Origin of the sequence: Robbsia sp. KACC 23696 (assembly GCF_039852015.1) — a bacterium.
GTDB lineage: Bacteria > Pseudomonadota > Gammaproteobacteria > Burkholderiales > Burkholderiaceae > Robbsia.
On the sequence record NZ_CP156628.1, the window covers coordinates 21,223 to 43,129 of the forward strand.

Here is a 21,907-nt window from a genome sequence, read left to right on the forward strand (position 1 = left end):
ATCAGCGACCTGATGCCGACGGTTTCCAATCAAATACTAATTGGAGCGTCAACCATGAACACCAAATTCTTGCCTATTCTTGCCGTTGCCGCCGCTTTGGCAGTTCCCGCTTTCGCGCAAGCGCAGTCGGCGAACGGTGCCGTGACGCGTGCTGACGTGAAGAGTCAGCTGTCGCAACTTGAAAGCGCCGGCTATAACCCGGACGCAGATCGTGCCACCTACCCGGCCGGTTTGCAACGTGCTGAGAAGCGAATCAATTTCGGCGGTGCCAATGTCGCAGATTCGTCGGGTAGCTCGGTTTCGGGCTCGTCGGCAGGCGCGCCGGGCCGCGCAGATAATGGTGGTTGGAATCCGAATCCGGTCGATAACCACCCGGGTGCATAAAGCCCGAGCATTCGCTTTTTTAGCGAATAAGGTTTGTCTGAAATCCGAATTGGCGTAACGTAAAAATCGTCGGGTGTTCTGCCCCCGGGCACGCGACATTTTAACCCGCTAACCGCGATTTTTCAGGGAAAAGGCGCTACGCTTCGTGGCGCTTTTTCTGTTTACGAAAGGGTAATTGCGTCATTTCCCCGATTCCTCACGTTTTTGGTAAAAATCTTTTGTCCGCTACAGGGTTTTCACGGATCAAACACGGACATAAAATGTAGTCAAGAAACCAAAAACAATTGCGCCAAACCAATTGCACGACATCACAGTCAGATAGATGCCTGGTTTCCAGTTAAACAACCTTTTACTGGAGTCACCAACATGAAGACCAAGATTCTCCCGATTATCGCTATTGCCGCTTCCTTGAGTGCCCCGCTGTTTGCTCACGCACAGTCGTCGAATGCACCAGCAACGCGCGCTAGCGTCCGTAATGAACTGATTCAGCTGGAAAATGCCGGTTATCGGCCGGACACGGACCGTGTGAACTACCCGGTCAACTTGCAAAATGCAGAGCGGCGCGTGCAGCAATCGCAATCGTCGGGATCGTCGACGTCGGGTAGCGGCGCGTCGGGTGTAAGCCATTCGGCAGACCAAGGTAATTGGAATCCGAATCCGGTTGATAATCATCCTGGTGCTTGAATTTCGTAATTCTGTCGCGGGATAGTTTTGCGATAAAAAGCTTAGTTTATTATCATATCCACCATAAACGCGATTTAGGTGTGGTGCTCGGCGATTAATGCTAAAAACAGGAAGCGCTCCTATGTGGAGCGCTTTTTGTTTTTGGAAAATGTCGCTTGGATTTTTGTATTCCCTCTTTTTATTGTAATAGTTTTTTGTTCTTTATAGGGTTTTCACGGATACCTCGAGGACATACACTGTAGTCAAGAAACCAAAAACAATTGCGCCAAACCAATTGCACGACATCGCAGTCAAATAGATGCCCTGGTTTCCAGTTAAACAACCTTTTACTGGAGTCACCACCATGAAGACCAAGATTCTCCCCATTATCGCTATTGCCGCTTCCCTCAGTGCACCGCTGTTCGCCCATGCGCAGTCGTCCGATGCGCCGGTGACCCGTGCCAGCGTTCGGGCTGAATTGATTCAGCTCGAACAGGCAGGCTATCGCCCTGCCAATGCCAGCCCCAATTATCCGGCCGATCTGCAAAATGCAGAGCGTCGGGTGCAACAAGCGCAATCGTCGGGTTCTTCGACCTCAGGTAGCAGCGCATCGGGCGTGCGCCATTCCGCCAGCCAAGGCGACTGGAACCCGAACCCGGTCGACAATCATCCGGGTGCCTAAACCGACTGCTGTGTTGTAGGCGGTAACGGATAATCAATGAGTTCGACGAAGCGCCACCGCGGGTGGCGCTTTTTCATTTTCTGAAAAAGAGTTCGCGTGCAACTGCCGGATTCTTGTTGTCTGCGGTAAAGATCTTTTGCCTTACATAGGGTTTTCACTTCCCCTGCATGGCCATAAACTGTAGTCAAGAAACCAAAAACAATTGCGCCAAATCAATTGCACGCGACATCCACGACAAAAAGATGCCCTGGTTTCCAGTTAACCAACACTACTGGAGTCACCGCCATGAACACCAAGATTCTCCCGATTATTGCTATCGCCGCCTCGTTAAGCGCGCCGATCTTCGCACATGCGCAATCGAACGTACCGGCCACGCGCGCCAGCGTTCGCGCTGAATTGATCCAGTTGGAAAACGCGGGCTATCGCCCGGAAGCAGATCGCCTCGATTACCCGCTGAACCTGCAAAAAGCGGAACGCCGTGTTTCGCAAGAAAAATCGGCGGGCTCGTCGGCTGCCGGCAGCTCCTCCGCAGGTGTCCGTGGGTCGGCCGATACCGGGAGCTGGAACCCGAACCCGGTGGACTACAACCACTCGTGATCTATGCGCCGCAGCCAATCGGCATGTGGCACGGTCAATGTAGCCGACGCGCTGTTTGCTTCGGGTGACCCCCTTGAACGCCGCTCATGGAGCGGCTTTTTTGCGTCGGTAATCCGGTATAGTGCTGCAAAGTCGGATCTGGTGGAAAGCCTCAGACCGTAGATCGATGCTCACTCGATAACACTTTGGAGACTGGTATGGCCTCAGGGAACAAACGCGTTTTGGTGCTTCACGGCATCAATCTCAATATGTTCGGCAAACGCGATCCCAAGCAGTACGGTACAGCGACGCTGGACGAGATCAATCGCCAGGTACAGGCACTCGGCAAGGAGCTGGGTGCCGACGTCGAGGCGTTTCAGAGCAATCACGAAGGTGAAATGGCCGAACGCATTCACAAGGCCTTCGCGGACAACGTCGATGCAGTGGTGATCAATGCCGGCGCTTGGACCCATTACAGCTATGGCATCCGTGACGCTTTGGCGATTTTGACCGTACCGGTCATCGAAGTGCATATGTCGCACGTGCATGCCCGCGAAGCCTTCCGCCACGTCTCGGTCTTCTCGGAAGTGGTGAAAGGCCAGATCAGCGGCTTCGGTGTCGAAAGCTATTTGCTGGGTCTGCGCGCAGCCATGTCGGCATTGGCCTGATATGCCGTCAAGCGGCCTTGACGCTGCCTGAGGCGGGTTCGGATGTCGGCGCTTCCGCGCCAAAATCTTCCGCATCCACGTCGTAGTTCGACGGTTCCCAGCGCAGGGTCAACAGTGTCACCAGTCCGATGAAAGGGGCGACGGCGATGACCCAAAACACCTGCGTTCCCAGCGCATGCGCCAACACCGGGAACAGGAATAGGGAAATCGTCGACGCGGTCCGCACGGCGGTCTGATGCAAACCGACGCCCATCCCGCGGATCGACGTCGGATAGCTCAGCGATGCATAGGTCATCGTATGCGATCCCGGACCCATGCCTTGTCCGAACAGGAATAAAGCCAGCATCGCGAGAGAAATCGCGACTTCCGCGCCGCTGCCGGGACGGCCGATCACGGCCAGCATCAGCAAAGCGACGAACTGGAACGTATAGCCGATCACCGTCATCGGCCATGCGCCCCATTTCGGCACGTACTTTACCGCCAGCATGCCGCCGACAAATGCGAAGCAGAGATTGAGCACCAACGACGCAAGGATGGTGCTCAAAACGTTTTGTGCCAAAAAGCTCGCGATGATGACCGGCAATCCGAATGCCACGGCGTTATAGGCAAAAGACGACGCAAAGCCCATTACCGTGTGCAAGATCGTCCGCCGACGATAGACGCCTTGGAACAACGCGCCATAGCTGCTCCACCGCGCACGCAGCGGTCGTGCGGTAGGTGCCGACTGCTCCGACGCCGCTTGTGGTGCGACCACCGCATCGATGCCATAAGACTTTTTCAAGATACGCGCGGCGCTTTCCAAGTCTCCTTGATTAGCCGCCCAGACCGGCGACTCACTCATGTAACGGCTACGTACTGCGATGATGATCAGTGCGGGTACGGCGCCGAAGCCCAGGGTCAGGCGCCACAGGAGGTTCGAGTGGTCGGCCGGCAGGAAAGTAAATCCGGCAAGAACGAGTAGATAACTGACGCTGATCGCTGCGTACCAGACCGGGCACCACATGGCGACACGTGAGGCTTTGTTTCCAGGCCCCCGCAGACGGGAGAACTCGGCCAGGAAGGCCATGGCGACCGGTAGGTCGATCCCGACGCCGAGACCCATGACGAAGCGTGCGCCGCCCAGCACCCAAGCGTTCGGCGCCAACGCGCAGACGATGGCCGCAACGACGAAAAACAGCATATCGGCCATGAAGACGCGGTAGCGGCCGATTCGGTCAGTCAGATAGCCGCCGATAAAAGCGCCGATCACGGCACCGAACGTGATCGCGGACGTCACCGCACCCAGGCCCGCCGGCGTCAGCGAGAATTCCCGCGAGATATCCTTGACGCCGAATGCGAGTGCGCCCAGATCGTAGGCATCGAGAAAGACGCCGCCCAGCGCGATGGCGACGACGATACGCGCATCGGCACCCTGGACGGCGCCATTATTGACGAGATTTGAGACGTCGCTGGCGCGTCGAATGACCGGACGGAGCGGCGCAGTAGAAGAGGCGATGGAGCTCATGGACCTTGCTTGAAACGTGAAAAATCGCGACTTGGCGCACATAGAGGTGCGTCCGCGCGATGAGAATGCCGCGCGCAGACGCTTGCGCGGATTCTAAGATGTCAGGCGCGTGCCCTTAAATCTTTTCTCGTAATGTGCTTAGATCGGCGCGTGCGTCCAACACGTCAAGCAATTCGGCATGCGGATCGCCTTGCCGGGAGGAGCGGGACTACTTGTCCTATCGGCACGTCGCGCCTTGGGTTCAGGCCGCCATCGCCCAGTTATTCGGGCGGTACGCATCGGTAGCCGCATCGGATCGTGCTTGTTGCACGTGGCTGACGGCGTCGGCGAGACGTTGAATATAGACGTCGTCGATCGCGTGGGCGGAGAGCGACGACTGCAGGCGCCAGAGATACTCGGCATTGCTTCCCCAATCGCCGCTGGCATGGGCGATCGCGGAGGCGACGCTCGGCAGATCGCCAAGGTTGTCGAAGTGCGGATGGGTGCTGTTGGCGACAAAGGCGAGCGCCTTTACCTGTGTCCCGTCGTCCAACGTAACATCGACCCAGATGGGCACATAAGCGCCCATCGCCATCTCGCGAATCCAAACGAGCCGCAGCTCATTGTGCAGATCGGCGGCTGCGATTCGATAGATCAAACCGCGCGTTTCGCCGCCCGGGCAGAGTGCCAGCATGCGACCCGGCGTTTGCGGCGTTCCGCGTCCAGCCAGCAATTTCTGGCAAAAACGGCGATGCCATCCCGACAACGTCGCTACCCGCTGCGCGCCGTGACGCAATTGCGGGTTCCATATCAGCGACCCATAGGCGAACAGCCAGACATCGCCGCCGTCGGCGTGGTCGGATTCCCCCGATGGCGTCGCGCATGCCGCCTGCGCAAGCGTTGCGTGCATCGACGCTTCGATCGCGGCCGTCGACCAGCGCAGGTCTGCGGGCAAACCCGTCAGGCTGGAAAGAAATGCACCGGAAGCGAGGCAGTGACGCGTGACCATGGGAACGGATCATTGACAACTGGAATGTCTGTCACGATACCGAGCGGGAAGCGGCAAGGGAAATATTCGTTCGCGATATCGATATGCCGAGATCGCCTATGCCCGGTGCGCAGGCACGCGCACCGGACGATCTGACTTACTCGGCCTTTTCGATTTCGATCGCACGATGCAGCGAGCGGCCTTGCCACAACAGTGCATGGGCGTCGAGCGAGGAATGGCGCTCGATCGCTCGGACTTTGCCCACAATGATCGAATGGCTATAGCCGTCATGGACCTTGTCGACCTCGCAATCGAAGACGAGGTGCGCGCCGGTCAACAGCGGGGCGCCGGTTACGCCGCTGGTCCACGTGACCCCTTCGAAACGCTCGGCGCCGCGACGCGAGCTGAATTTTTCCAAGACGTCGGCCAGTTCGCCGCTCAGGACGTTGACGGCGAAAAAGCCGCTGCGCAGGATGATGTCGTGCGTGGACGAACTGCGGTTCACGCACGCCACGAGGGATGGCGGCTCCGCGGACAGGCTGCAGACGGCGGTGGCGATGAGCCCCACCGGCGCATCGTTATCGAGGGTCGTAATGGCGGTGACGGCGCCCGGAAAGCGGGACATGGCGTCACGGAAGTCTTGAACGAGGTCAGCAGATTCCACGAAAACGATCCTGTTTCAGAAAATGTGGCAAATGCGGGCATGGTAACACCTGCCATAAAGGGCCTGATGCCGGCGCAATTATTCCCTGACGTGCAATAGATATACGAAATCGTTGGTTAGCGCGCTGTGCGAGCTTTCTATACTGTTTGCTGGTTGAAATCGAACAATAGGTCATGAGCGCCATCGCGACGGAGCGGGTCTTCGGCGACGGCGTGCGGACGCGAGAATAGTCGATCCTGCGGGATCGGAAAGGATGAGGGAACGTGCAAAAGCAAAAACGAGCTTTCCTGAAGCAAAGCGCGGCATTGGGCGGCCTGGCGCTCGCCAGCGTTGCTGGCGGCCTGGCAACCTTGGCTGGCGTGAGCACGCGTGCGCAGGCAGCGGGCAAGACAATCGAATTGTTGAACGTCTCGTACGATCCGACGCGGGAACTCTATCAGGCCTATGACACGTTGTTCTCGGCTTACTGGAAACAGAAGACCGGTCAGGATGTGACGATTCGCCAGTCGCACGGCGGTTCGGGCGCGCAAGCACGCTCCGTGATCGACGGGGTGCCGGCGGATGTGGTCACGCTGGGTCTGGCGCCGGACGTCGATGCACTGGTGACGCATGGCGGGTTGGTTAATGCGGATTGGCAGAAACGGCTGCCGAACAACTCGGCGCCGTACACGTCGACGATCGTATTGGTGGTGCGCAAAGGCAATCCGAAAGGGATCAAGGACTGGGGCGATCTGGCAAAGCCCGGCGTCGCGGTGATTACCCCGAATCCGAAGACATCGGCCGGCGCGCGCTGGAACTATCTGGCCGCGTGGGAATACGGTGTGCGGCATTTCGGCGGCGAGGCGGGTGCGAAGGATTTCATTCAGAAGGTCTTCAAGAACGCGCCGGTTCTCGACTCGGGCGCGCGGGGATCGACGATCACGTTCGCTCAGCGCGGCGTGGGCGATGTGCTCGTCTCGTGGGAAAACGATGCCCATCTGGCCGAAAAGGAATTCGGTGCCGGCCAGTTCGAAATCATCGCGCCGAGCGTCAGCATCGTGTGCGAGCCGACTGTCGCTGTCGTTGACAAGAATGTCGATCGCAAGGGCACGCGGCAGGTCGCGGAAGCGTATCTCGAATATCTGTACTCGGATCCCGCGCAGGATCTGATCGGGAAGAATTTCTATCGTCCGATCGGTACCGTGGCCAAGGCGAAATACGCGAGCCAGTTCCCGAAACTCGATCTGGTCACGATCGATGGGGCGTTCGGTGGATGGCCCGCAGCGAACAAGAAACACTTTGCCGATGGCGGCACGTTCGATCAGATCTACACGAAGCGCAGCTAAGCCTGTTATGGCGTAATCCGTCGGGCAGGCAGGATTCAGGCATGCGGCCGAACGCGTGCCGTCTAGAATACCCTGCGCTTGTGATGATTTGATCAGTGTGAAAACGGACGATGAAGCAGGATGTCATCGTCCGTTTTTTTACTATCGATATTATGGACTACGAAAGATAGACGAACCGTCTCGCTTTCGGGTAACGGCTGCAATCAAACAGTCAGGCGGTGGACGTCGCCACTTTCGCCAGCGCATCGCGATTCGCCGCCAACAAGCTATCCGATAATTCCGGGTCGTCGACCAGACGCGCGAGGATCAAACCACCCAGCATCGACGACAGTCCTTTTACGGCCGCGCTGCGGCGTGCTTCGATATCGCTTCCTGGCGCCAAGCGGGTGATGTCATCGATCATCCGTTGCAGGTTACGCGTCATTTCACGGCGGACGGCAGGCGATTGACGTATCGCCTCGGTGGCAAGCGCGGCGAACGCGCAGCCATCGGCGCGATTGTCGCGGTGTCGCGTGCTCAGATAGCGTTGGCAGTAATCGACGAAAGTTTCTTCAGGGAGCGCCGCCTGACGCGTCGCGGAGAATGCGCTCGCTTCTGCAATCAATGCGTCCTTCGACGCGAAATAGCCATAGAAGCCGCCCCGGGTCAGTCCGGCATGCTTCATCACTTCGTCGATCGTCACTGCATCAAAGCCCTTTTCGCTGAAAAGGCGGCTGGCGGCGACGACGATGTTCAGACGATTTTTTGCAACCTGCTCGCGACTGACTTTCATATCCCACTCCCAAAACATGAATATACAGGTTGACCAACATGATTGTCGAGACCAGAATCATGTTGGTGGACATGAATAAGCATTTGGCCGCTTGTCGGTTGGATCGTCATCTCGGGAGAAGGGAAATGGGCAAGCTCGATGGAAAGGTCGCTTTGGTAACGGGCGGGACGAGTGGTATTGGCTTTGCAACGGCAAAGCGATTTATTGCCGAAGGCGCACACGTCTACATCACGGGGCGTCGACAAGAAAAGTTGGACGAGGCACTTCGGGCGCTTGGCGCTGGCGTCACGGGCGTACGGGGGGACGTGGCAAAGCAGGACGATTTGGACCGGCTATTCGCGCAGATCAAGCACGAGAAAGGCGCGCTCGACATCGTATTTGCGAACGCCGGCACGGCCGAATTCGCGCCTTTCGGTCAGGTGGATGAAGCGCATTACGACCGGCTGTTCGACGGCAACGTCAAAGGGTTGTTTTTCAGCGTGCAGAAGGCGTTGCCGCTGATGCGTGACGGCGGTGCCATTGTTGTGACCAGTTCGATTGTCGGCAGCAAGGGGTTTCCGGCCAACAGTGTTTATGCGTCGACGAAAGCGGCGATTCGCTCATTCGCACGGACCTGGGCGACGGATTTGAAAGGGCGAAAGATTCGTGTCAACGCCGTCAGCCCCGGCCCGATCGACACCGACGGGCTGCGTCAACTGCTCGCTAGCTCGCCGGACGGGGAGAAGCGTCGCGATGGATTTGAGCAGACTGTTCCGCTAGGGCGTCTCGGCGAAGCTGACGAGATCGCGAGCGCTGTGTTGTTTCTTGCCTCGGACGAAAGCAGCTTTGTTACTGGAGTGGAGCTGTTCGTGGATGGTGGAATGGCGCAGGTTTAAAGGTTACCCCGCCTCGGATCGACGTACAGCAGAGATGTTAGATAATCTGTTGAACGGAGGTCGAGATGGGCGGAAAGAATGTACCGAATCGTCACTACACGGAGGAGTTCCGAACGGAAGCGGCAAGGCTGGCAAATTCTCTCGGGCATAACGGAATCAGTCTTGGGCAACGGACATAACGTACCTGCCCACAAACGAGGGCTCGTTCTATCTGGCCGCGGTATTGGACTTGGGAAGTTGGAGAATGGTCGGGTGGTCGATGTCCGAGCATATCGACGCCGAACTTGTTTGCAATGCGCTGAGGGCGGCGTACTGGCAGCGCCGTCCCCGCGCGGGACTGATTCTGCATTCCGATAGGGGAAGCTAATAAGCAAGCTGGTGTTCTCGGGAGGTAGCGCAACAATATCGTATGTCAATGTCGATGAGTCGGCGAGCAAACGCTTGGGACAACGCGGCGATGCATCGTATCGATCGCGTGACCGAAGGAGTAATCGCAAATCCATGTATGGCGTTGCCTAGCTGGACGGTTCGTTTCATCAGCGGCTCAATTCGACTTTACCGTGTTGAGATACTGAGTCTCCATAAGATGCGTGATCTCGCGTTCGAGGTCCTCGACCGTGAATGGCTTTTGAATCGAAGAAGCATTAGGCACCGCGTTCGCGTATTCTTGCGCTCCTTCACCAGTGACGAACAGGACACTGATATGCGGCATCAGACGGCGTGCTTGAACAGCGAGCTCAACACCCGTCATGTCTGGAAGATTGACGTCTGTCACAAGAACATCCGCTGAAACGGCCTCGATCAAACGCACTCCACCTAGACCAGTGCTCGCTTCGTGGATATCCAAATCATAATCCGACAGCAATACGGATGTGGCTTCCCTCAGGTTTTCATCATCCTCCACGAGAATCACCACGGGGGATCTTCTGTTGCGCGTTGAAAGTTTGGTCGCACCGTGATGATGGAACAACGTCTCGTGCAGACAGCGAGCGAGTGCAATCTGTGTGTATGGCTTGCTTAATAGACGCAAACCTGAATCGACCAATCCTCCACGCGTCAAGCGATTTTCGGCATAGCCGGAAGTAAAAAGGATTGCGATGTGCGGGAAAGATTGGCTAACAAGTTTCGCGAGCTCCTCGCTTTTCATCGTCCCCGGCATCACCACATCCGTGAACAAGATGTCGATGTCGCTCCTGCTGTTTAAAACATCCACGGCGTCATCCGCGCTGTCCGCTGTCACCGTTTGGTAGTTGAGCATCCGCAACATCTCGGTCACAGTTTGCTGCACGGATGGATTGTCTTCGACGACTAAAACGACTTGACCGGCACCCTTTGGAGCATCGTTCGTTGTGACCTTGAGCGGGGTCTCGTCGTCTGGGACGGCTGGCAAGTAAAGACTGATGCTGGTGCCTTTACCCAAATCGCTCACAACATCAACGTATCCGCCTGCTTGTTTTGTGAAGCCATACACCATGCTCATCCCAAGTCCCGTTCCACGTCCTTCTGGTTTCGTGGAGAAGAAGGGCTCGAAAATACGGGCGCGCACCTCCTCGCTCATACCGCACCCCGTATCCGTGACGGTCAGACGGACGTAGGCACCCGGATCGACCGGGATTTCTTCATCGGTGGGAACGTGAGTATTTTTCAGCGTGATGGTCAAGCGGCCAGATCCATCCATCGCGTCACGCGAGTTTAACGATAGATTCAAAATGGCATTCTCGACGTGCGCACGATCTACACGATTGTTTAACAAGTCAGGCGGACTCTCAATCCGTAACGTGATGGCTTCACCAACAGCGTGGCTCAGCAGCTCGTCCATCCCATCGATCAATCGCCGAAGATTGACTACCACGGGCTCGATCGGGTGCCTGCGAGCAAAAGAAAGCAGTTGCGACGCTAGCTTCCCACCTCGTTCGACCGCCGAATAAGCCACGTCGACTCGCTTTAATACCTGTGCGTCCACGGTTTGTTGTCGAATGATCTGTAAATTCCCGCCAATCACCTGCAAGACATTGTTGAAATCGTGAGCAACGCCGCCCGTCAGTTGTCCTACCGCCTCCATCTTTTGGCTCTGCATGGAGCGCTCGCGAGCCCGCATCGCTTCGTCTTCACGTAGGCGTTCATCGGTCACATCACGCGCGACGCAGTACAAAAGCTCCTCTTTCGGCACTGCCGTCCAGGAGAGTGTCCGATAGGTTCCATCCGCAGTTCGATACCGATTCTCAAAACTGTATGAGGCGGTTCCCGTCGATAATGCGACAATCTCCTCACGCGTTTTGCGTATGTCATCCGGATGCTCCATCCACTCGGACGTGCGCCCCAAAATATCGGTTTCTTTCCAGCCGAGCAAGCGAGTCCACGACGGATTGATCGACACCCAAATGCCATCGTAGTTCGCTATTCCGAACAGATCGTGGGACAAGTTCCATGCTTGATCTCGCTCACGTGTTCGTTGCAAGACCGTCTCACCAAGCTCGTTATTCGAATCCACCAGTTTTCGAGCAACCTGATTGCGATGCTCGTTGCGCTTTAACATGGCATCTACGCGCGCGCGGAGGTCTTTCGCGGTAAACGGTTTGACAAGGTACTCGTCCGCGCCAGCGTTTAAACCAATCGCCGCCTCGTCCTCACCGGCCCGGGCCGACAGCATAATGATCGGAATGTGTGACAGCGAGGGAGTCTTACGAATCCGTTTGACCAACTCGAAACCATCTACACGAGGCATCATGACGTCGGTCACGATCAGATCGGGTGACTCATCGGTCAAACGCTCAAGCGCATCCAGACCGTCGGCTGCGACGTGAACGGTATGCCCCATATCCTCCAAGAGTCGACGAACGTAGTCTCGCATGTCTGCATTATCGTCGACCAGCAAGACTTGACCTCTAAACTCGTTGACTGATCGCACGGCCGCTGGCGCCTCGACATTCCCTTGACCACTGTCCGAAATTTCCGCTGGAATCCATCGTCGCGCCTCAGAGATAAACGACTCGGCCCTCTTGGAGGTTATGCCGTCAAGCGTATGCGTAACCGCGTCTGTCTTCTCGAGCTCGGTGCAAAAAGGCAACTTAATCGTGAAGATTGTCCCTTCGCCCACCTTGCTTTCAACGCTGACAAAACCGTTGTGCAGTTCGACCAGTTCTTTTACGAGTGCAAGCCCGATCCCTGTTCCTTCAAACGTGCGACCAGACTGATCCTTGACCCGGTGGAATCGCTCAAATACGCGAGGCAAATCTCCAGATGGGATGCCTACCCCAGTATCGGTTATCTGGATGGACGCAACATCTTCCTCCGCTTTCACCGACACGCTGATGCCCCCGACAAGGGTGTACTTGAACGCATTCGATATCAAGTTGAGGACAACTTTTTCCCACATCTCGGGATCCATCGATACGGGATGCGAGAGTGTTGGACAAGCGACGTTGTATTCCAAACCTGCGGCTTCGATTGTCGATCGGAATGCGCTTGCCATGTCGGCCGTCGCGCTGGAAATGTCTAAGGGTATCTGTGTGCTGCGCGCGCGGCCTGCTTCGATCCGGGAAAAATCAAGCAAGGTATTGACGAGGCGCAGCAATCGCTGGCCGTTGCGAGCCACCATTTCGAGTTCGGAGCGCTCCACGTGGAGCATTGTCTGGTCGGCCTCTCGGTCAAGAATGGCCTGAACCGGCGAGAGCATGAGCGTGAGCGGTGTACGGAACTCGTGACTAGCATTTGAAAAAAAGACGGTTTTCGCTTCGTCGATCGCAGCAAGCTGCTCCGCTCTTCTTTTTTCAGCTTCATAAGCCTGCGCGTTGATGATTGCCGTTGCAATGTGTCCCGCAATGCGCGAAAAAAGCATCGAATAGTTGGCGTCAAACCGGCGCCGTGGTGACACACCAGCAAGCAAATATCCAAAGGGCTTGAGACCCGCAGGATTTTCGATGGCGATCACCGCCAGTTCGACCAAGGGTTCTGGCCATGGCGTGCCGGGGAGTTGCGGAAAACGCTTAAAATCGACCTGAATCTTTTCGACGCCGTGAAGTGGCATCGGCCTGGGATTGACTACGGAGGTGTCGAACCGTCGCGGTGCCAACTCACGATCTACAACGCCGATAGCCGAGACTTCGGCCAGGGTACTGCCATCGTCTTCATACAGATAGGCGACGCAAAACGGCGCCTCCTCCGGAACTTCAGAAAGTTTCAACAGAGCGACTTGGCATGCCTGCGGCGCTGACTGTGTTACCGATGTGGCTTCAGAGATTTGTCGCAAAAGCCTCTCGCGACGCTCGGCAAGTACACGGTAGGTAGTTTCAGTTACCGCCGTGAAAATCCCTTCAACCTCACCTGAATCGGTGGCGCGAACAGGACTGTAGCTGTAATAAAAATAACACTCTTCTGTGTAGCCATACCGTTTTAGCGGCAGTAGTTGATCATCGGACCAAGTCGCTTCCCCCGTCTCCATGACATGATCAAACATCGGCCCGATGATGTCCCATATTTCAGCCCAAGCTTCCGATCCTGCGCGACCTAGCGCCCAAGGATGCTTCTCCCCAAGAACCGGAGACCAAGCGTCGTTGTATATAAGCGCTCTTTGTTCACCCCAATACAGTACGATCGGAAATCTCGACCCTAAACAAATGCCAACGGCCGAGCGCAAGGCTGGACTCCATGTATCGATCGGACCTAATGGGCTCGTCGTCCAGTCATGCTCGCGAATCAGTTTAGGGAGGTCCCCTGGAACATTGAGAAAGGAGTGGTCTGGCGTGTTCGGCATAACGGCTTGAACGATTGTTTATTCTTGGCAGGGAACGCCCGCCCTCCGGGCGATAAATTGCGGTATAAAATTGATGTTCTTAGCTTTCCATCGATCAGAATATAATCGTCCAGAGTTTCGCGCCGCTGCGTTCGATAAGCACGGCAACGCTAGATGGTTTGTTGCTAAAATGCGACGTTTTTATCGATTTTGATGACCGCAGGCCGACGAACAACGATACTCCGACAAGTATACTCGCCGCGCTACTTTTGCCGATATTCCTGCCCTGACGCGCGTCGAGGAAAATGAGGAAGCGTCTTACGAGCCGCCGAGCCCATATTGACGGCTTAGACGGATGCCTCAGAAGGCACTTGACGTTACCTCATCCTTCCAAGGCACATCATGGAGGTGAGGTTTCCAGCGGCTTTTCTAGATTCTCACGGAAAATGCGCGGAGATGCTGGACATCTTCTTTGATGGCTTACCCCGCTTCAGCGCGTCTGAGCGCAAGCGCCGAATGTCTTTGAACGGCCGTCGCAAAGCCGGGCAAATCGATTCTTGATAAGGCTGCCAATGCCTTTTGCAATCGAACACCTACTTCGACCATTGCGGCACCATCACGGCCTATAGGCATAAAAAGTCGTCGAACATGTCCTGCACGTTTAGGCCATGCACAACAACGCGCGAGCAATCGTGTTCATCTTGGACCTCGGTTGGGTGTGTGTCGGCAAACGCGGAAAACACGCGGATACCGCGTCCAATAATATCAATAGCAGTCCCGGGATCATTCACCGCAGGAAGGAGGGCACGGGATGCGATTTCCGTGAGCACGGATATACCGAAGCGAGGATCTTGTTCGTAGGAACGCCGTACACCGATAGAAAACGCCGCTCTCACCCCGCCGTCGTCATCCTCATCGACTGCGATCACCGAGGCCAACGGCATGGTGTGTTCCGCGAACGTGCCGGGCACAGCATGCAGATAGATTCGGCTCTCAGGGTTTTCAGATAATCTCGCCAGGGCTGGCATATCGATGTGCTGCACGTAGCCGATGTCAACCGGGTAAATATGACGCACAGCCATCGGCAAAACGCCGTTGACAGGGAATGGTTGGCCGCCGAGGTAGGGGCGCTCTTTTCTTTCCGCTATGGCTCGCAGCGTCGCTTCTTTTACGCGGTCTGTCGTTTCGCCGACCCGAATAAGCGACTGCAACCTCAAAGCCATCGGCTCTAAGCGATGCTGCGGTGGCTTCCGCCCATTGGCAAATATCGGCCACCACAAGCGCCTTTTGGGCTATTTGAGTGACGTGGGGCCGAATAGGTCGGTCGGCAAGGGCGGCGTAGGGAGCGCGTCATTCCTTCATACCCCCATTAATAGCAGATCACAGACCTGGTTTCACCCATCGCTTACGCCCGCGTCGGTGCATTTTTAAATTGCAAAAATCGGAAAAATACCGATTAAATTCTAAAACGGTAAATAAATTACCGTCTTATATCTATTTTAACTGTAACTTTTGTAACGTTCTATTCAAAACAATCGCTTGAATTGTCGTTAACTAAACGTACGCCGGGACGCTCGGCGATGCTTGAGAAATAACGATATGAATAACATTCGCATAAGTACAAGACTGACTCTCGGGTTCGGTGTCACGATCGCCATCACCCTGATCATTGGTATTGGTTCGCTCATTCAGACGGCGCGACTGCATGCTCGCGTCACCGAGCTAGCATCGGATTGGCTAATTGCCGTACAAAACTTGGGTGAATTGCGCAACGAAGCGCAGAACGCGCACAGGACCGCGCAGGGTTATTTGTTAGCGCTCACGCCGACCGAAAGGGCAGGAAAGGTCAAGGCGCATAACGTGGCGATTGCCGCCTATGGGATAGCTTGGCAGCAATACCAGGCAACACAAGCAGCTCACGTAGACGAGACGCTCGCGCGCGACATTGATGCGGCGTGGCAAGGCTATCTTCCGGTCGAACAGCGAGGCATCGATACCGCTGCCGGCAGGGAGAATCTTTCGCCGCTGCGCGGGAAATAGCGTCTCATGCGGCCGTTGCAAAATTCACCGTGCTTTCCGACCTTATCGAGAAAGCAGTCAAACGAAGCGCTGCCGGCGCATCTGCCGCAGCTGCTGAGGCAGATGCGACGTATAAGACGATTGTGGGCGTGACCCTTAGCCTGCTGCTGATTGCATTGCTAGTCGGTATCGCAGTAGCAATTACCGTATCCCGTTCGATTACGCGCCCGCTCGTCACGGCGGTTGGTATTGCAAAAACGGTCGCAACCGGCGACCTCAGCTCTCCAATCAATGCGACGGGCAAGGACGAGACGAGTCGTCTACTACGCGCTTTATCCAAAATGAACGCGCAGTTGGGGGGGATGGTCAAGGAAATCCACCATACGAGTATACGGGTGGCATCGGCCGCCGAAGAAATTGCCAGTGGAAACGTCAACCTTTCCTCCCGCACGAATGAGCAAGCGGGGGCCTTGGCCCAAACCGCCGCCAGTATGGAGGAACTTACGGCGACCGTTCGGCAAAATGCGGAAAATGCCAGAAACGGCAATGCGCTCTCGAGTGAGGCATCTCAAATCGCGCAAACTGGTGGCGCTGTGGTCAGCCGAGTAGTCGAAACTATGCAGGCGATCTCGAACCATTCCGCTCGCGTCTCGGAGATCATCGGCGTAACTGAAGGCATCGCGTTCCAGACGAATATTCTCGCCCTGAATGCCGCAGTGGAGGCCGCGCGGGCGGGGCAACATGGACGCGGGTTTGCTGTGGTCGCGAGCGAGGTGCGAGCGCTCGCTCTCCGAAGCTCGGGGGCGGCCAAAGAGACGAAGGATCTCATCAGCCAGTCGGTTTCCGGAATACAACAAGGTCGCGTCCTTGCAGAGGAGGCGGGGATCACGCTAGCGAGCGTTGTGACGTCCGTGGACAATGTAAAGCGCCTGATGGGAGAAATAACGACGGCCACAGCAGAGCAGCAAACCGGCATTGAGCAAGTCAATAAAGCCGTCGCGCAGATGGACGCTCTAACGCAGCGCAACGCGGTGCTGGTTGAGGCGGCCGCCACTTCCGCACGACGATGTCTGAGCAGTCGCGAAACCTCAGAACTGTAGTCGAACAATTCCAAGTCTAGGCATACGACTGGCATGGTGCCCGTTTTACTATCTTGCTCGCCGAAAGCTCATGATTTCCTACCGCTTGCCGTAAACAGAAACATAGCAGGCAATAATTGGGTTTCGGAACCAATTGCCAGCTAGGTGCGTAAGTACTATGCGGGCAAATCGAGATACAAAATGAACGTTCGAGGGTGTGCCGGTTGTCGAAGCACGGAAGTCGGTCAAATTGACTTGGCATTTGCGCTTCAGCCAATCGTTGACCTCGGTGATGGGTCGATTTACGCGCATGAAGCGCTGGTTCGCGGCCCATCGGGAGAGTCTGCGCAATCCGTTCTCGCCCAGGTCCAAGACGCCAATCGATATCAATTTGACCAGCGCTGTCGGACTGCGGCGATCGCGCAGGCCGCTGAACTTGGCGTTCAATGCCGGCTGTCTATTAATTTCATGCCGAATGCTGTGTATCAGCCAGAGGCGTGTATCCGAAGCACTTTTGCTGCGGCAGACCAATACGGATTTCCAATCGATCGCATCATTTTTGAGACATCTGAGAGCGAGACGATGGTGAGCCGCGAGCACCTCGTCAACATATTCAGGGCCTACCAACGCTTTGGATTCAAAACCGCAATCGATGATTTTGGCGCAGGTCATTCCGGGCTTTCGCTGCTTGTCGATTTTCAGCCGGACCTGATAAAGCTCGACATGCATCTGTTGCGCGGCATTGACCAAGATAAAGCGCGTCAAAGCGTCGTCAAAGGTGTGCTGGCCATTTGTCGAGATCTCGGCGTCCAAGTCATCGCCGAAGGAATCGAAACGCAGGAGGAGCGCGATTTTCTACTTGCGCAAGGGATAACCCTGATGCAGGGCTTCTATTTTGCGAAGCCCGCATTTAAGAGCTTGGCTGTGGTTCCGGATAACGTGTTTCACACTTCACTGCTGTGAAGATATCAACTTAAGTTCGGTCAAACCGCAAAGTGAAAACAATCGGTGCGATGCTCGCGCAACGCTGCGCCAGCAGCTGACCGTCCGTGTGGCGCCCCTAACGGCGCACTCCCAACTAGTGGCAAAAACGCTGCGCTCCACACCGTCGAAACGGTCAGCCGGGTCTATGGGTCTCGGTGTGGATGCTGTGATTCAGATCGATTACAACCTGAAACTTTCGCGGTCTTTGTCACGGATCCATTTTGGGGCTTTCCCGCGCCCTGCCCAAGTCAGACCTGATTCTGGATCTCTATATTTCGCGACGAGTGGCTTGCGTACTTCAAAATGGTGCTTCGCGTTATTCAATCCGATATCTTTCGCTGTCAGGTTAAATACTGCGATGAGTTCACGCGCTTTTTCTAGCGCATTTGATCTCTCTATCTTCTCCGCTTTCTCAATAGCGTCATTCAATGTTGCGCGCTGGGCGAGAAGATCTGCAAGCCTCTCTGACATTGCTCCCCCTATAGGTTGAAATTTAGGTGCAAAGTATATCCACTCGAGCGCCGCGACAAAATTCGTGTGCGTGGCGCAAACACCCACAAGCTCCGCAGCAGAAAAGATCCCAGCGGCAGGGGCTAGGGGATCTGTGTCCTTGTGGCAAGCGAGGCGCACCTCTACGCGAATGATCTCTGCGCAGTCGCATGCATGGGGCGTAATAAGACCAATTTGAGTGTCAGGCAAAAAGAAGCGTGCGCAAAAACTGCACCCCGCCTATCGGCGGGCCGCTCAGGCCGCGAACAGGCCGTCGTTCCATCCGCACAGCGTAGCGCCAAATCCAGCTACGGTCCGCGAATGGAGCCGAGCGCTTGTCTCCACGCGTGGGAGCGCACTCCAACAGATCATCGCCCCAGTGCCTTCCAGCGCCCTGACCAGAGCGACATCCTCATGGACTGTCAGGTCTTGGAACCCGCCTGCGGTCAAGTAGGCAGCCGTGCTCACGCCGAAATTTGCGCCGTGGATATGCGAATGCCCATCCTCGTCTCGGTAGGATCGGAGGAAGCAAGTGCGCGCTATTTCTGCTTTTGTTGGCCAAACTGACACGCTGACGGTGCCGCAAACCGCGTCAGCTGCGCACGAAAGCTGACAGGTAAGCCAGTCTGGGGCCACGATGGTGTCGGCATCGGTAAATGCTAGCCAGCGTGCGCCGAGCGCAATTGCGGCAGCCGCGCCGATCGCACGCGAGGCGCCGACGTTCTTGTTATCGACTTCAATGACAGTCGCCCCGCAGCTTCTGGCCAATTCCGCAGTGCGATCGCGACAGCCGTCGGCAACAACGATGACGACGGCCTGCTCGCCGAGCAAAGTAGGGTGGTTCGCCGCGATTGCGGCCGCCGTTACGCTTGCTTCGATGCAGTCCTGCTCGTTATGGGCAGGGATAACAATGCCTAGCATAGAGTTTTCTTGGTCGAAGACCACTGAATGCGGCGGTAGGTGCGCGCCGCGCGGTCGGCAAGGCCGATGCGATTGTTTTGAAACGGTGACAGGCGAGCGTAAGCAGAATCTGTTCCGCCTCGGTTGCGGCTGCGTCTGCTGATCCACCGGACTAGCATGGACAGTATTAAGCCGAGCGAATAATTCCGCGCCTGGATGTCAGAGTGGTCTGACACATGAATAAGATGTCGCCTAATACCCGCTTTGGCCTTGGCTCATTACTCTATAGTCAATGGTATCTACGCTTTTCTGCAACCGTCATAGGAGATAGGCCATGAATAAGGCACAAACCGAAGGCATGAAGGATCAAGTCAAGGGCAAGGTTGGTCAAATGGTCGGAAAGGTGACGGGTGACAAGGCACAAGAAGCCAAGGGTCACGCCCAGCAAGGTGCAGGGAAAGTGGAAAAGGCCGCAGGTGACGCGGCTGAACAGGCAAAGCAGTCGCATTAGGCTCGCTGAGCGGGACTGTCAGATTTTTTGTGTTCGAGGCGGTTAATGCAACCCGCTTTCCGGCGGGCAGCGGTTTCAGGGTATCTCAGTCATAGGGATGCGTGAAGCGCTCCCCGTACAGTATCGCGAATTGATTCATCGCCGCTTTCCAATCATGTTCCGCGCGCTTCCAGCCAGCCGTGATGTTGCGCAGCACCAGCCATAGCAGCTTCGTTGCTGCCTCATCACTCGGGAAGTGGCCGCGTGTGCCAATGATCTTGCGCAAACCCGCATTAACGCTCTCCAGCGCGTTTGTCGTGTAAATCACCTTGCGCACCGCTGGCGGGAACGTAAAGAAGGGAATGACACGTTCCCATACTCGTCGCCATGCTGCGGCTACTGTCGGATATCGACGTCCCCATTCGCCTTCATCGAACGCATCGAGTTCGGCCGCAGCGGCTTCGGCACTTGGTGCGGCGTACACCGGCTTGAGCGCGGCGGCCAGCGCCTTACGGTCCTTCCAGTTCGCGTAATCCAGGCTGCTGCGAATCAGATGCACGATGCACGTCTGTAAGGTCGTCTTCGGGAACACGGCACCCAGCGCTTGCTCCATGCCTTGCAGCCCATCCGTGACGGCGATCAAGTGTCGTGCACGCCGCGCGTCTTCAGGTCGTTGAAGACCTTCATCCAGAACTTAGCTCCCTCGGTGTTCTCGATCCACAGACCCAGAATGTCACGCGATCCGTCCGGCAGCACGCCCAAGGCCAGATACACGGCCTTGTTACGGACCAAGCCATCGGCACGGATTTTTACCCGCAAAGCGTCGAAGAAGACCACCGGATACATCGGTTCGAGTGGACGGCCCTGCCAGGCGAGAACCTCGTCCATCACGGCGTCGGTGACCGAGCTGATAAACTCCGGTGACACCTCGGTGCCGTACTGCTCCTGCAAAAATGCCTGAATCTCACGCACCGTCATGCCGCGTGCGTACATGGCAATAATCTTGTCGTCGAAGCCCGTGAATCGGCGCTCGTGCTTCGGGATCAGAATCGGCTCGAAGCTGGAATCGCGGTCCCGTGGAATCTGCAGGTGTAGTGGGCCATCGGATGTGAGCACCTTCTTGGCGCTGTGCCCGTTGCGCTGATTCGTGGCGGTTGCGGGCTTCGCGGCCCCGGGCGCGTAGCCCAGATGCTGACCGAGTTCAGCGCCCAAGGCGCGCTCAATGAGCGCTTTCTTCAAGGCGGCGGACAGATCTTCGATTGAACCTGCCGTCATCGGGCCTGATGCCAATTGGTCAATCAGCTCTTTAGGAATTGACGGCAGTTCGCGTGGCGGTGTCTTGGGTTTGCGTGGCATAACGGCTCCATTTCCATAATGGTAGCCTCACACACAAAATTTCTGACACTCCCTCAAATGACGATGAAGTAGGCAGCCCCAACGATCCGGTGTCTGATCCAAAGAAGCCGACCAGCAACGCTGGCGCACTGCCGAGTGCTGATCCCTTAAGCTGAAAGTGCGTAAGACGCACGAGGGGATAATCGGCCAGCCGACCACGTAATTGCAAGCTGCCGATCGCAGCCGTCCCCGGGTGCTATTACGCAATATTAAAGGTTGGCGAGTATTTAGGGCGGCTCTGGCGGCGATCAAAGATACGAGTCATCGCAATGTGGCATGCCCAGGCCACTCTAGGACTTTAGCAATATCAACTTCGTGATATAAAGCATTGTTTGCACCGGTTGCGCGAGGCTATGTACACCAGTGACCGAATTGGTCGAAAATTCAACGCTTGCGAAAAGACAGCGGAATACGCAATCAGTAGTGATTCTGAGCTCAACAGGCCACCCAGCGTGTGCTTCGCGGCTCGGTACGGCTCACAGCCGCTTAATGCGTGTAAATACGTTGGCATCCTATTTTTGACCGGTTTGAAGCCAACAGCGGTCCTCTTGCACAGGCAGTTTAAAATCATTAAAGCGCAGCGAGCGTACTCCCGATCGTCATGTTAAACCACGCGCGTTTCTCGAGCCATCTCCGCCATACTATGACGTGTGCACGTGTCACAAGACGAAATTCGTCAGGCTGCATGATACCGGCGAATCCCATGGACTAACCAAGATCGCCTATGTAGGCGCGCAAA

Annotated in this window: 19 protein-coding genes and 1 pseudogene; 11 read left to right on the top strand and 9 right to left on the bottom strand. The window is 56.1% G+C overall.

Features of this window, described 5'->3' with window-relative positions; genetic code table 11:
* The first annotated feature begins 54 nt into the window (after positions 1-54).
* From ABEG21_RS21530 to aroQ, 5 genes are all read left to right on the top strand, one after another.
* Positions 55-384 carry a DUF4148 domain-containing protein gene (locus ABEG21_RS21530; protein ID WP_347558611.1) on the top strand — a complete coding sequence of 110 codons (330 nt, stop codon included), beginning with the start codon at positions 55-57 and terminating at the stop codon, positions 382-384.
* Between the two features lie 366 nt (positions 385-750).
* Entirely contained in the window at positions 751-1,068 is a 318-nt protein-coding gene (locus ABEG21_RS21535) for a DUF4148 domain-containing protein (protein ID WP_347558612.1), read from the top strand.
* 343 nt (positions 1,069-1,411) lie between these two features.
* Positions 1,412-1,729 carry a DUF4148 domain-containing protein gene (locus tag ABEG21_RS21540; protein ID WP_347558613.1) on the top strand — a complete coding sequence of 106 codons (318 nt, stop codon included), beginning with the start codon at positions 1,412-1,414 and terminating at the stop codon, positions 1,727-1,729.
* Between the two features lie 285 nt (positions 1,730-2,014).
* Complete coding sequence (locus tag ABEG21_RS21545; RefSeq protein ID WP_347558614.1) at positions 2,015-2,326, top strand: DUF4148 domain-containing protein; 312 nt, start codon at positions 2,015-2,017, stop codon at positions 2,324-2,326.
* A gap of 197 nt (positions 2,327-2,523) precedes the next feature.
* A complete protein-coding gene (aroQ, locus tag ABEG21_RS21550) occupies positions 2,524-2,973 on the top strand; it encodes a type II 3-dehydroquinate dehydratase (RefSeq protein WP_347558615.1) in 450 nt (149 codons plus the stop codon).
* Positions 2,974-2,980: 7 nt separating this feature from the next.
* Here the strand turns inward: aroQ and ABEG21_RS21555 are convergent, their stop codons facing one another.
* The 3 genes from ABEG21_RS21555 to ABEG21_RS21565 all read right to left on the bottom strand — a co-directional run bounded on the left by ABEG21_RS21555 (position 2,981) and on the right by ABEG21_RS21565 (position 6,108).
* A complete protein-coding gene (locus ABEG21_RS21555) occupies positions 2,981-4,477 on the bottom strand; it encodes an MFS transporter (RefSeq protein WP_347558616.1) in 1,497 nt (498 codons plus the stop codon).
* 241 nt (positions 4,478-4,718) lie between these two features.
* A complete protein-coding gene (locus tag ABEG21_RS21560; protein WP_347558617.1) occupies positions 4,719-5,465 on the bottom strand; it encodes a gamma-glutamylcyclotransferase in 747 nt (248 codons plus the stop codon).
* A 136-nt stretch (positions 5,466-5,601) separates the two neighbouring features.
* Positions 5,602-6,108, bottom strand: coding sequence for a flavin reductase family protein (locus ABEG21_RS21565; protein WP_347558618.1), 507 nt, complete (start codon positions 6,106-6,108; stop codon positions 5,602-5,604).
* 341 nt (positions 6,109-6,449) lie between these two features.
* Here ABEG21_RS21565 and ABEG21_RS21570 point away from each other — a divergent pair, with 341 nt between their 5' ends.
* Positions 6,450-7,433: a sulfate ABC transporter substrate-binding protein gene (locus tag ABEG21_RS21570; RefSeq protein ID WP_347559113.1), complete on the top strand. Its 984-nt coding sequence runs from the start codon at positions 6,450-6,452 to the stop codon at positions 7,431-7,433.
* A 211-nt stretch (positions 7,434-7,644) separates the two neighbouring features.
* On the opposite strand, the gene ABEG21_RS21575 is transcribed toward ABEG21_RS21570, so the two are convergent.
* The gene (locus tag ABEG21_RS21575; RefSeq protein ID WP_347558619.1) at positions 7,645-8,205 is read right to left on the bottom strand and encodes a helix-turn-helix domain-containing protein; all 561 of its coding nucleotides are present in this window, start codon (positions 8,203-8,205) and stop codon (positions 7,645-7,647) included.
* A 125-nt stretch (positions 8,206-8,330) separates the two neighbouring features.
* On the opposite strand from ABEG21_RS21575, the gene ABEG21_RS21580 reads away from it, so the two are divergent.
* Positions 8,331-9,080, top strand: a complete 750-nt coding sequence (locus ABEG21_RS21580) for a glucose 1-dehydrogenase (RefSeq protein WP_347559114.1) — start codon at positions 8,331-8,333, stop codon at positions 9,078-9,080.
* Positions 9,081-9,624: 544 nt separating this feature from the next.
* Here the strand turns inward: ABEG21_RS21580 and ABEG21_RS21585 are convergent.
* The gene (locus tag ABEG21_RS21585; protein WP_347558620.1) at positions 9,625-13,536 is read right to left on the bottom strand and encodes a response regulator; all 3,912 of its coding nucleotides are present in this window, start codon (positions 13,534-13,536) and stop codon (positions 9,625-9,627) included.
* A gap of 899 nt (positions 13,537-14,435) precedes the next feature.
* The gene (locus ABEG21_RS21590; protein WP_347558621.1) at positions 14,436-15,035 is read right to left on the bottom strand and encodes a DUF2254 family protein; all 600 of its coding nucleotides are present in this window, start codon (positions 15,033-15,035) and stop codon (positions 14,436-14,438) included.
* Positions 15,036-15,411: 376 nt separating this feature from the next.
* On the opposite strand from ABEG21_RS21590, the gene ABEG21_RS21595 reads away from it, so the two are divergent.
* The 3 genes from ABEG21_RS21595 to ABEG21_RS21605 all read left to right on the top strand — a co-directional run bounded on the left by ABEG21_RS21595 (position 15,412) and on the right by ABEG21_RS21605 (position 17,873).
* Entirely contained in the window at positions 15,412-15,852 is a 441-nt protein-coding gene (locus ABEG21_RS21595) for an MCP four helix bundle domain-containing protein (RefSeq protein ID WP_347558622.1), read from the top strand.
* Between the two features lie 29 nt (positions 15,853-15,881).
* Positions 15,882-16,931 carry a methyl-accepting chemotaxis protein gene (locus tag ABEG21_RS21600; protein ID WP_347558623.1) on the top strand — a complete coding sequence of 350 codons (1,050 nt, stop codon included), beginning with the start codon at positions 15,882-15,884 and terminating at the stop codon, positions 16,929-16,931.
* A 180-nt stretch (positions 16,932-17,111) separates the two neighbouring features.
* On the top strand, positions 17,112-17,873 hold the full coding sequence (locus ABEG21_RS21605) for an EAL domain-containing protein (protein WP_347558624.1): 762 nt from the start codon (positions 17,112-17,114) through the stop codon (positions 17,871-17,873).
* Between the two features lie 201 nt (positions 17,874-18,074).
* On the opposite strand, the gene ABEG21_RS21610 is transcribed toward ABEG21_RS21605, so the two are convergent.
* A complete protein-coding gene (locus ABEG21_RS21610; RefSeq protein ID WP_347558625.1) occupies positions 18,075-18,365 on the bottom strand; it encodes an H-NS histone family protein in 291 nt (96 codons plus the stop codon).
* A 273-nt stretch (positions 18,366-18,638) separates the two neighbouring features.
* On the bottom strand, positions 18,639-19,304 hold the full coding sequence (locus ABEG21_RS21615) for a glycosyltransferase (protein WP_347558626.1): 666 nt from the start codon (positions 19,302-19,304) through the stop codon (positions 18,639-18,641).
* A 313-nt stretch (positions 19,305-19,617) separates the two neighbouring features.
* On the opposite strand from ABEG21_RS21615, the gene ABEG21_RS21620 reads away from it, so the two are divergent.
* Positions 19,618-19,794, top strand: coding sequence for a CsbD family protein (locus ABEG21_RS21620; RefSeq protein ID WP_347558627.1), 177 nt, complete (start codon positions 19,618-19,620; stop codon positions 19,792-19,794).
* Between the two features lie 85 nt (positions 19,795-19,879).
* Here ABEG21_RS21620 and ABEG21_RS21625 read toward each other — a convergent pair.
* A pseudogene (locus ABEG21_RS21625) lies at positions 19,880-21,129 on the bottom strand (IS256 family transposase).
* Between the last annotated feature and the right edge of the window lie 778 nt (positions 21,130-21,907).

What these genes read in the sequence shown, in the direction of transcription:
- ABEG21_RS21530 (WP_347558611.1), top strand. Translation starts at nt 55, where the DNA reads ATGAACACCAAATTCTTGCCTATTCTTGCCGTTGCCGCCGCTTTGGCA.
- ABEG21_RS21535 (WP_347558612.1), top strand. Translation starts at nt 751, where the DNA reads ATGAAGACCAAGATTCTCCCGATTATCGCTATTGCCGCTTCCTTGAGT.
- ABEG21_RS21540 (WP_347558613.1), top strand. Translation starts at nt 1,412, where the DNA reads ATGAAGACCAAGATTCTCCCCATTATCGCTATTGCCGCTTCCCTCAGT.
- ABEG21_RS21545 (WP_347558614.1), top strand. Translation starts at nt 2,015, where the DNA reads ATGAACACCAAGATTCTCCCGATTATTGCTATCGCCGCCTCGTTAAGC.
- aroQ (WP_347558615.1), top strand. Translation starts at nt 2,524, where the DNA reads ATGGCCTCAGGGAACAAACGCGTTTTGGTGCTTCACGGCATCAATCTC.
- ABEG21_RS21555 (WP_347558616.1), bottom strand. Translation starts at nt 4,477, where the DNA reads ATGAGCTCCATCGCCTCTTCTACTGCGCCGCTCCGTCCGGTCATTCGA.
- ABEG21_RS21560 (WP_347558617.1), bottom strand. Translation starts at nt 5,465, where the DNA reads ATGGTCACGCGTCACTGCCTCGCTTCCGGTGCATTTCTTTCCAGCCTG.
- ABEG21_RS21575 (WP_347558619.1), bottom strand. Translation starts at nt 8,205, where the DNA reads ATGAAAGTCAGTCGCGAGCAGGTTGCAAAAAATCGTCTGAACATCGTC.
- ABEG21_RS21580 (WP_347559114.1), top strand. Translation starts at nt 8,331, where the DNA reads ATGGGCAAGCTCGATGGAAAGGTCGCTTTGGTAACGGGCGGGACGAGT.
- ABEG21_RS21585 (WP_347558620.1), bottom strand. Translation starts at nt 13,536, where the DNA reads ATGTTTGATCATGTCATGGAGACGGGGGAAGCGACTTGGTCCGATGAT.
- ABEG21_RS21590 (WP_347558621.1), bottom strand. Translation starts at nt 15,035, where the DNA reads ATGGCTTTGAGGTTGCAGTCGCTTATTCGGGTCGGCGAAACGACAGAC.
- ABEG21_RS21595 (WP_347558622.1), top strand. Translation starts at nt 15,412, where the DNA reads ATGAATAACATTCGCATAAGTACAAGACTGACTCTCGGGTTCGGTGTC.
- ABEG21_RS21605 (WP_347558624.1), top strand. Translation starts at nt 17,112, where the DNA reads ATGAACGTTCGAGGGTGTGCCGGTTGTCGAAGCACGGAAGTCGGTCAA.
- ABEG21_RS21610 (WP_347558625.1), bottom strand. Translation starts at nt 18,365, where the DNA reads ATGTCAGAGAGGCTTGCAGATCTTCTCGCCCAGCGCGCAACATTGAAT.
- ABEG21_RS21615 (WP_347558626.1), bottom strand. Translation starts at nt 19,304, where the DNA reads ATGCTAGGCATTGTTATCCCTGCCCATAACGAGCAGGACTGCATCGAA.
- ABEG21_RS21620 (WP_347558627.1), top strand. Translation starts at nt 19,618, where the DNA reads ATGAATAAGGCACAAACCGAAGGCATGAAGGATCAAGTCAAGGGCAAG.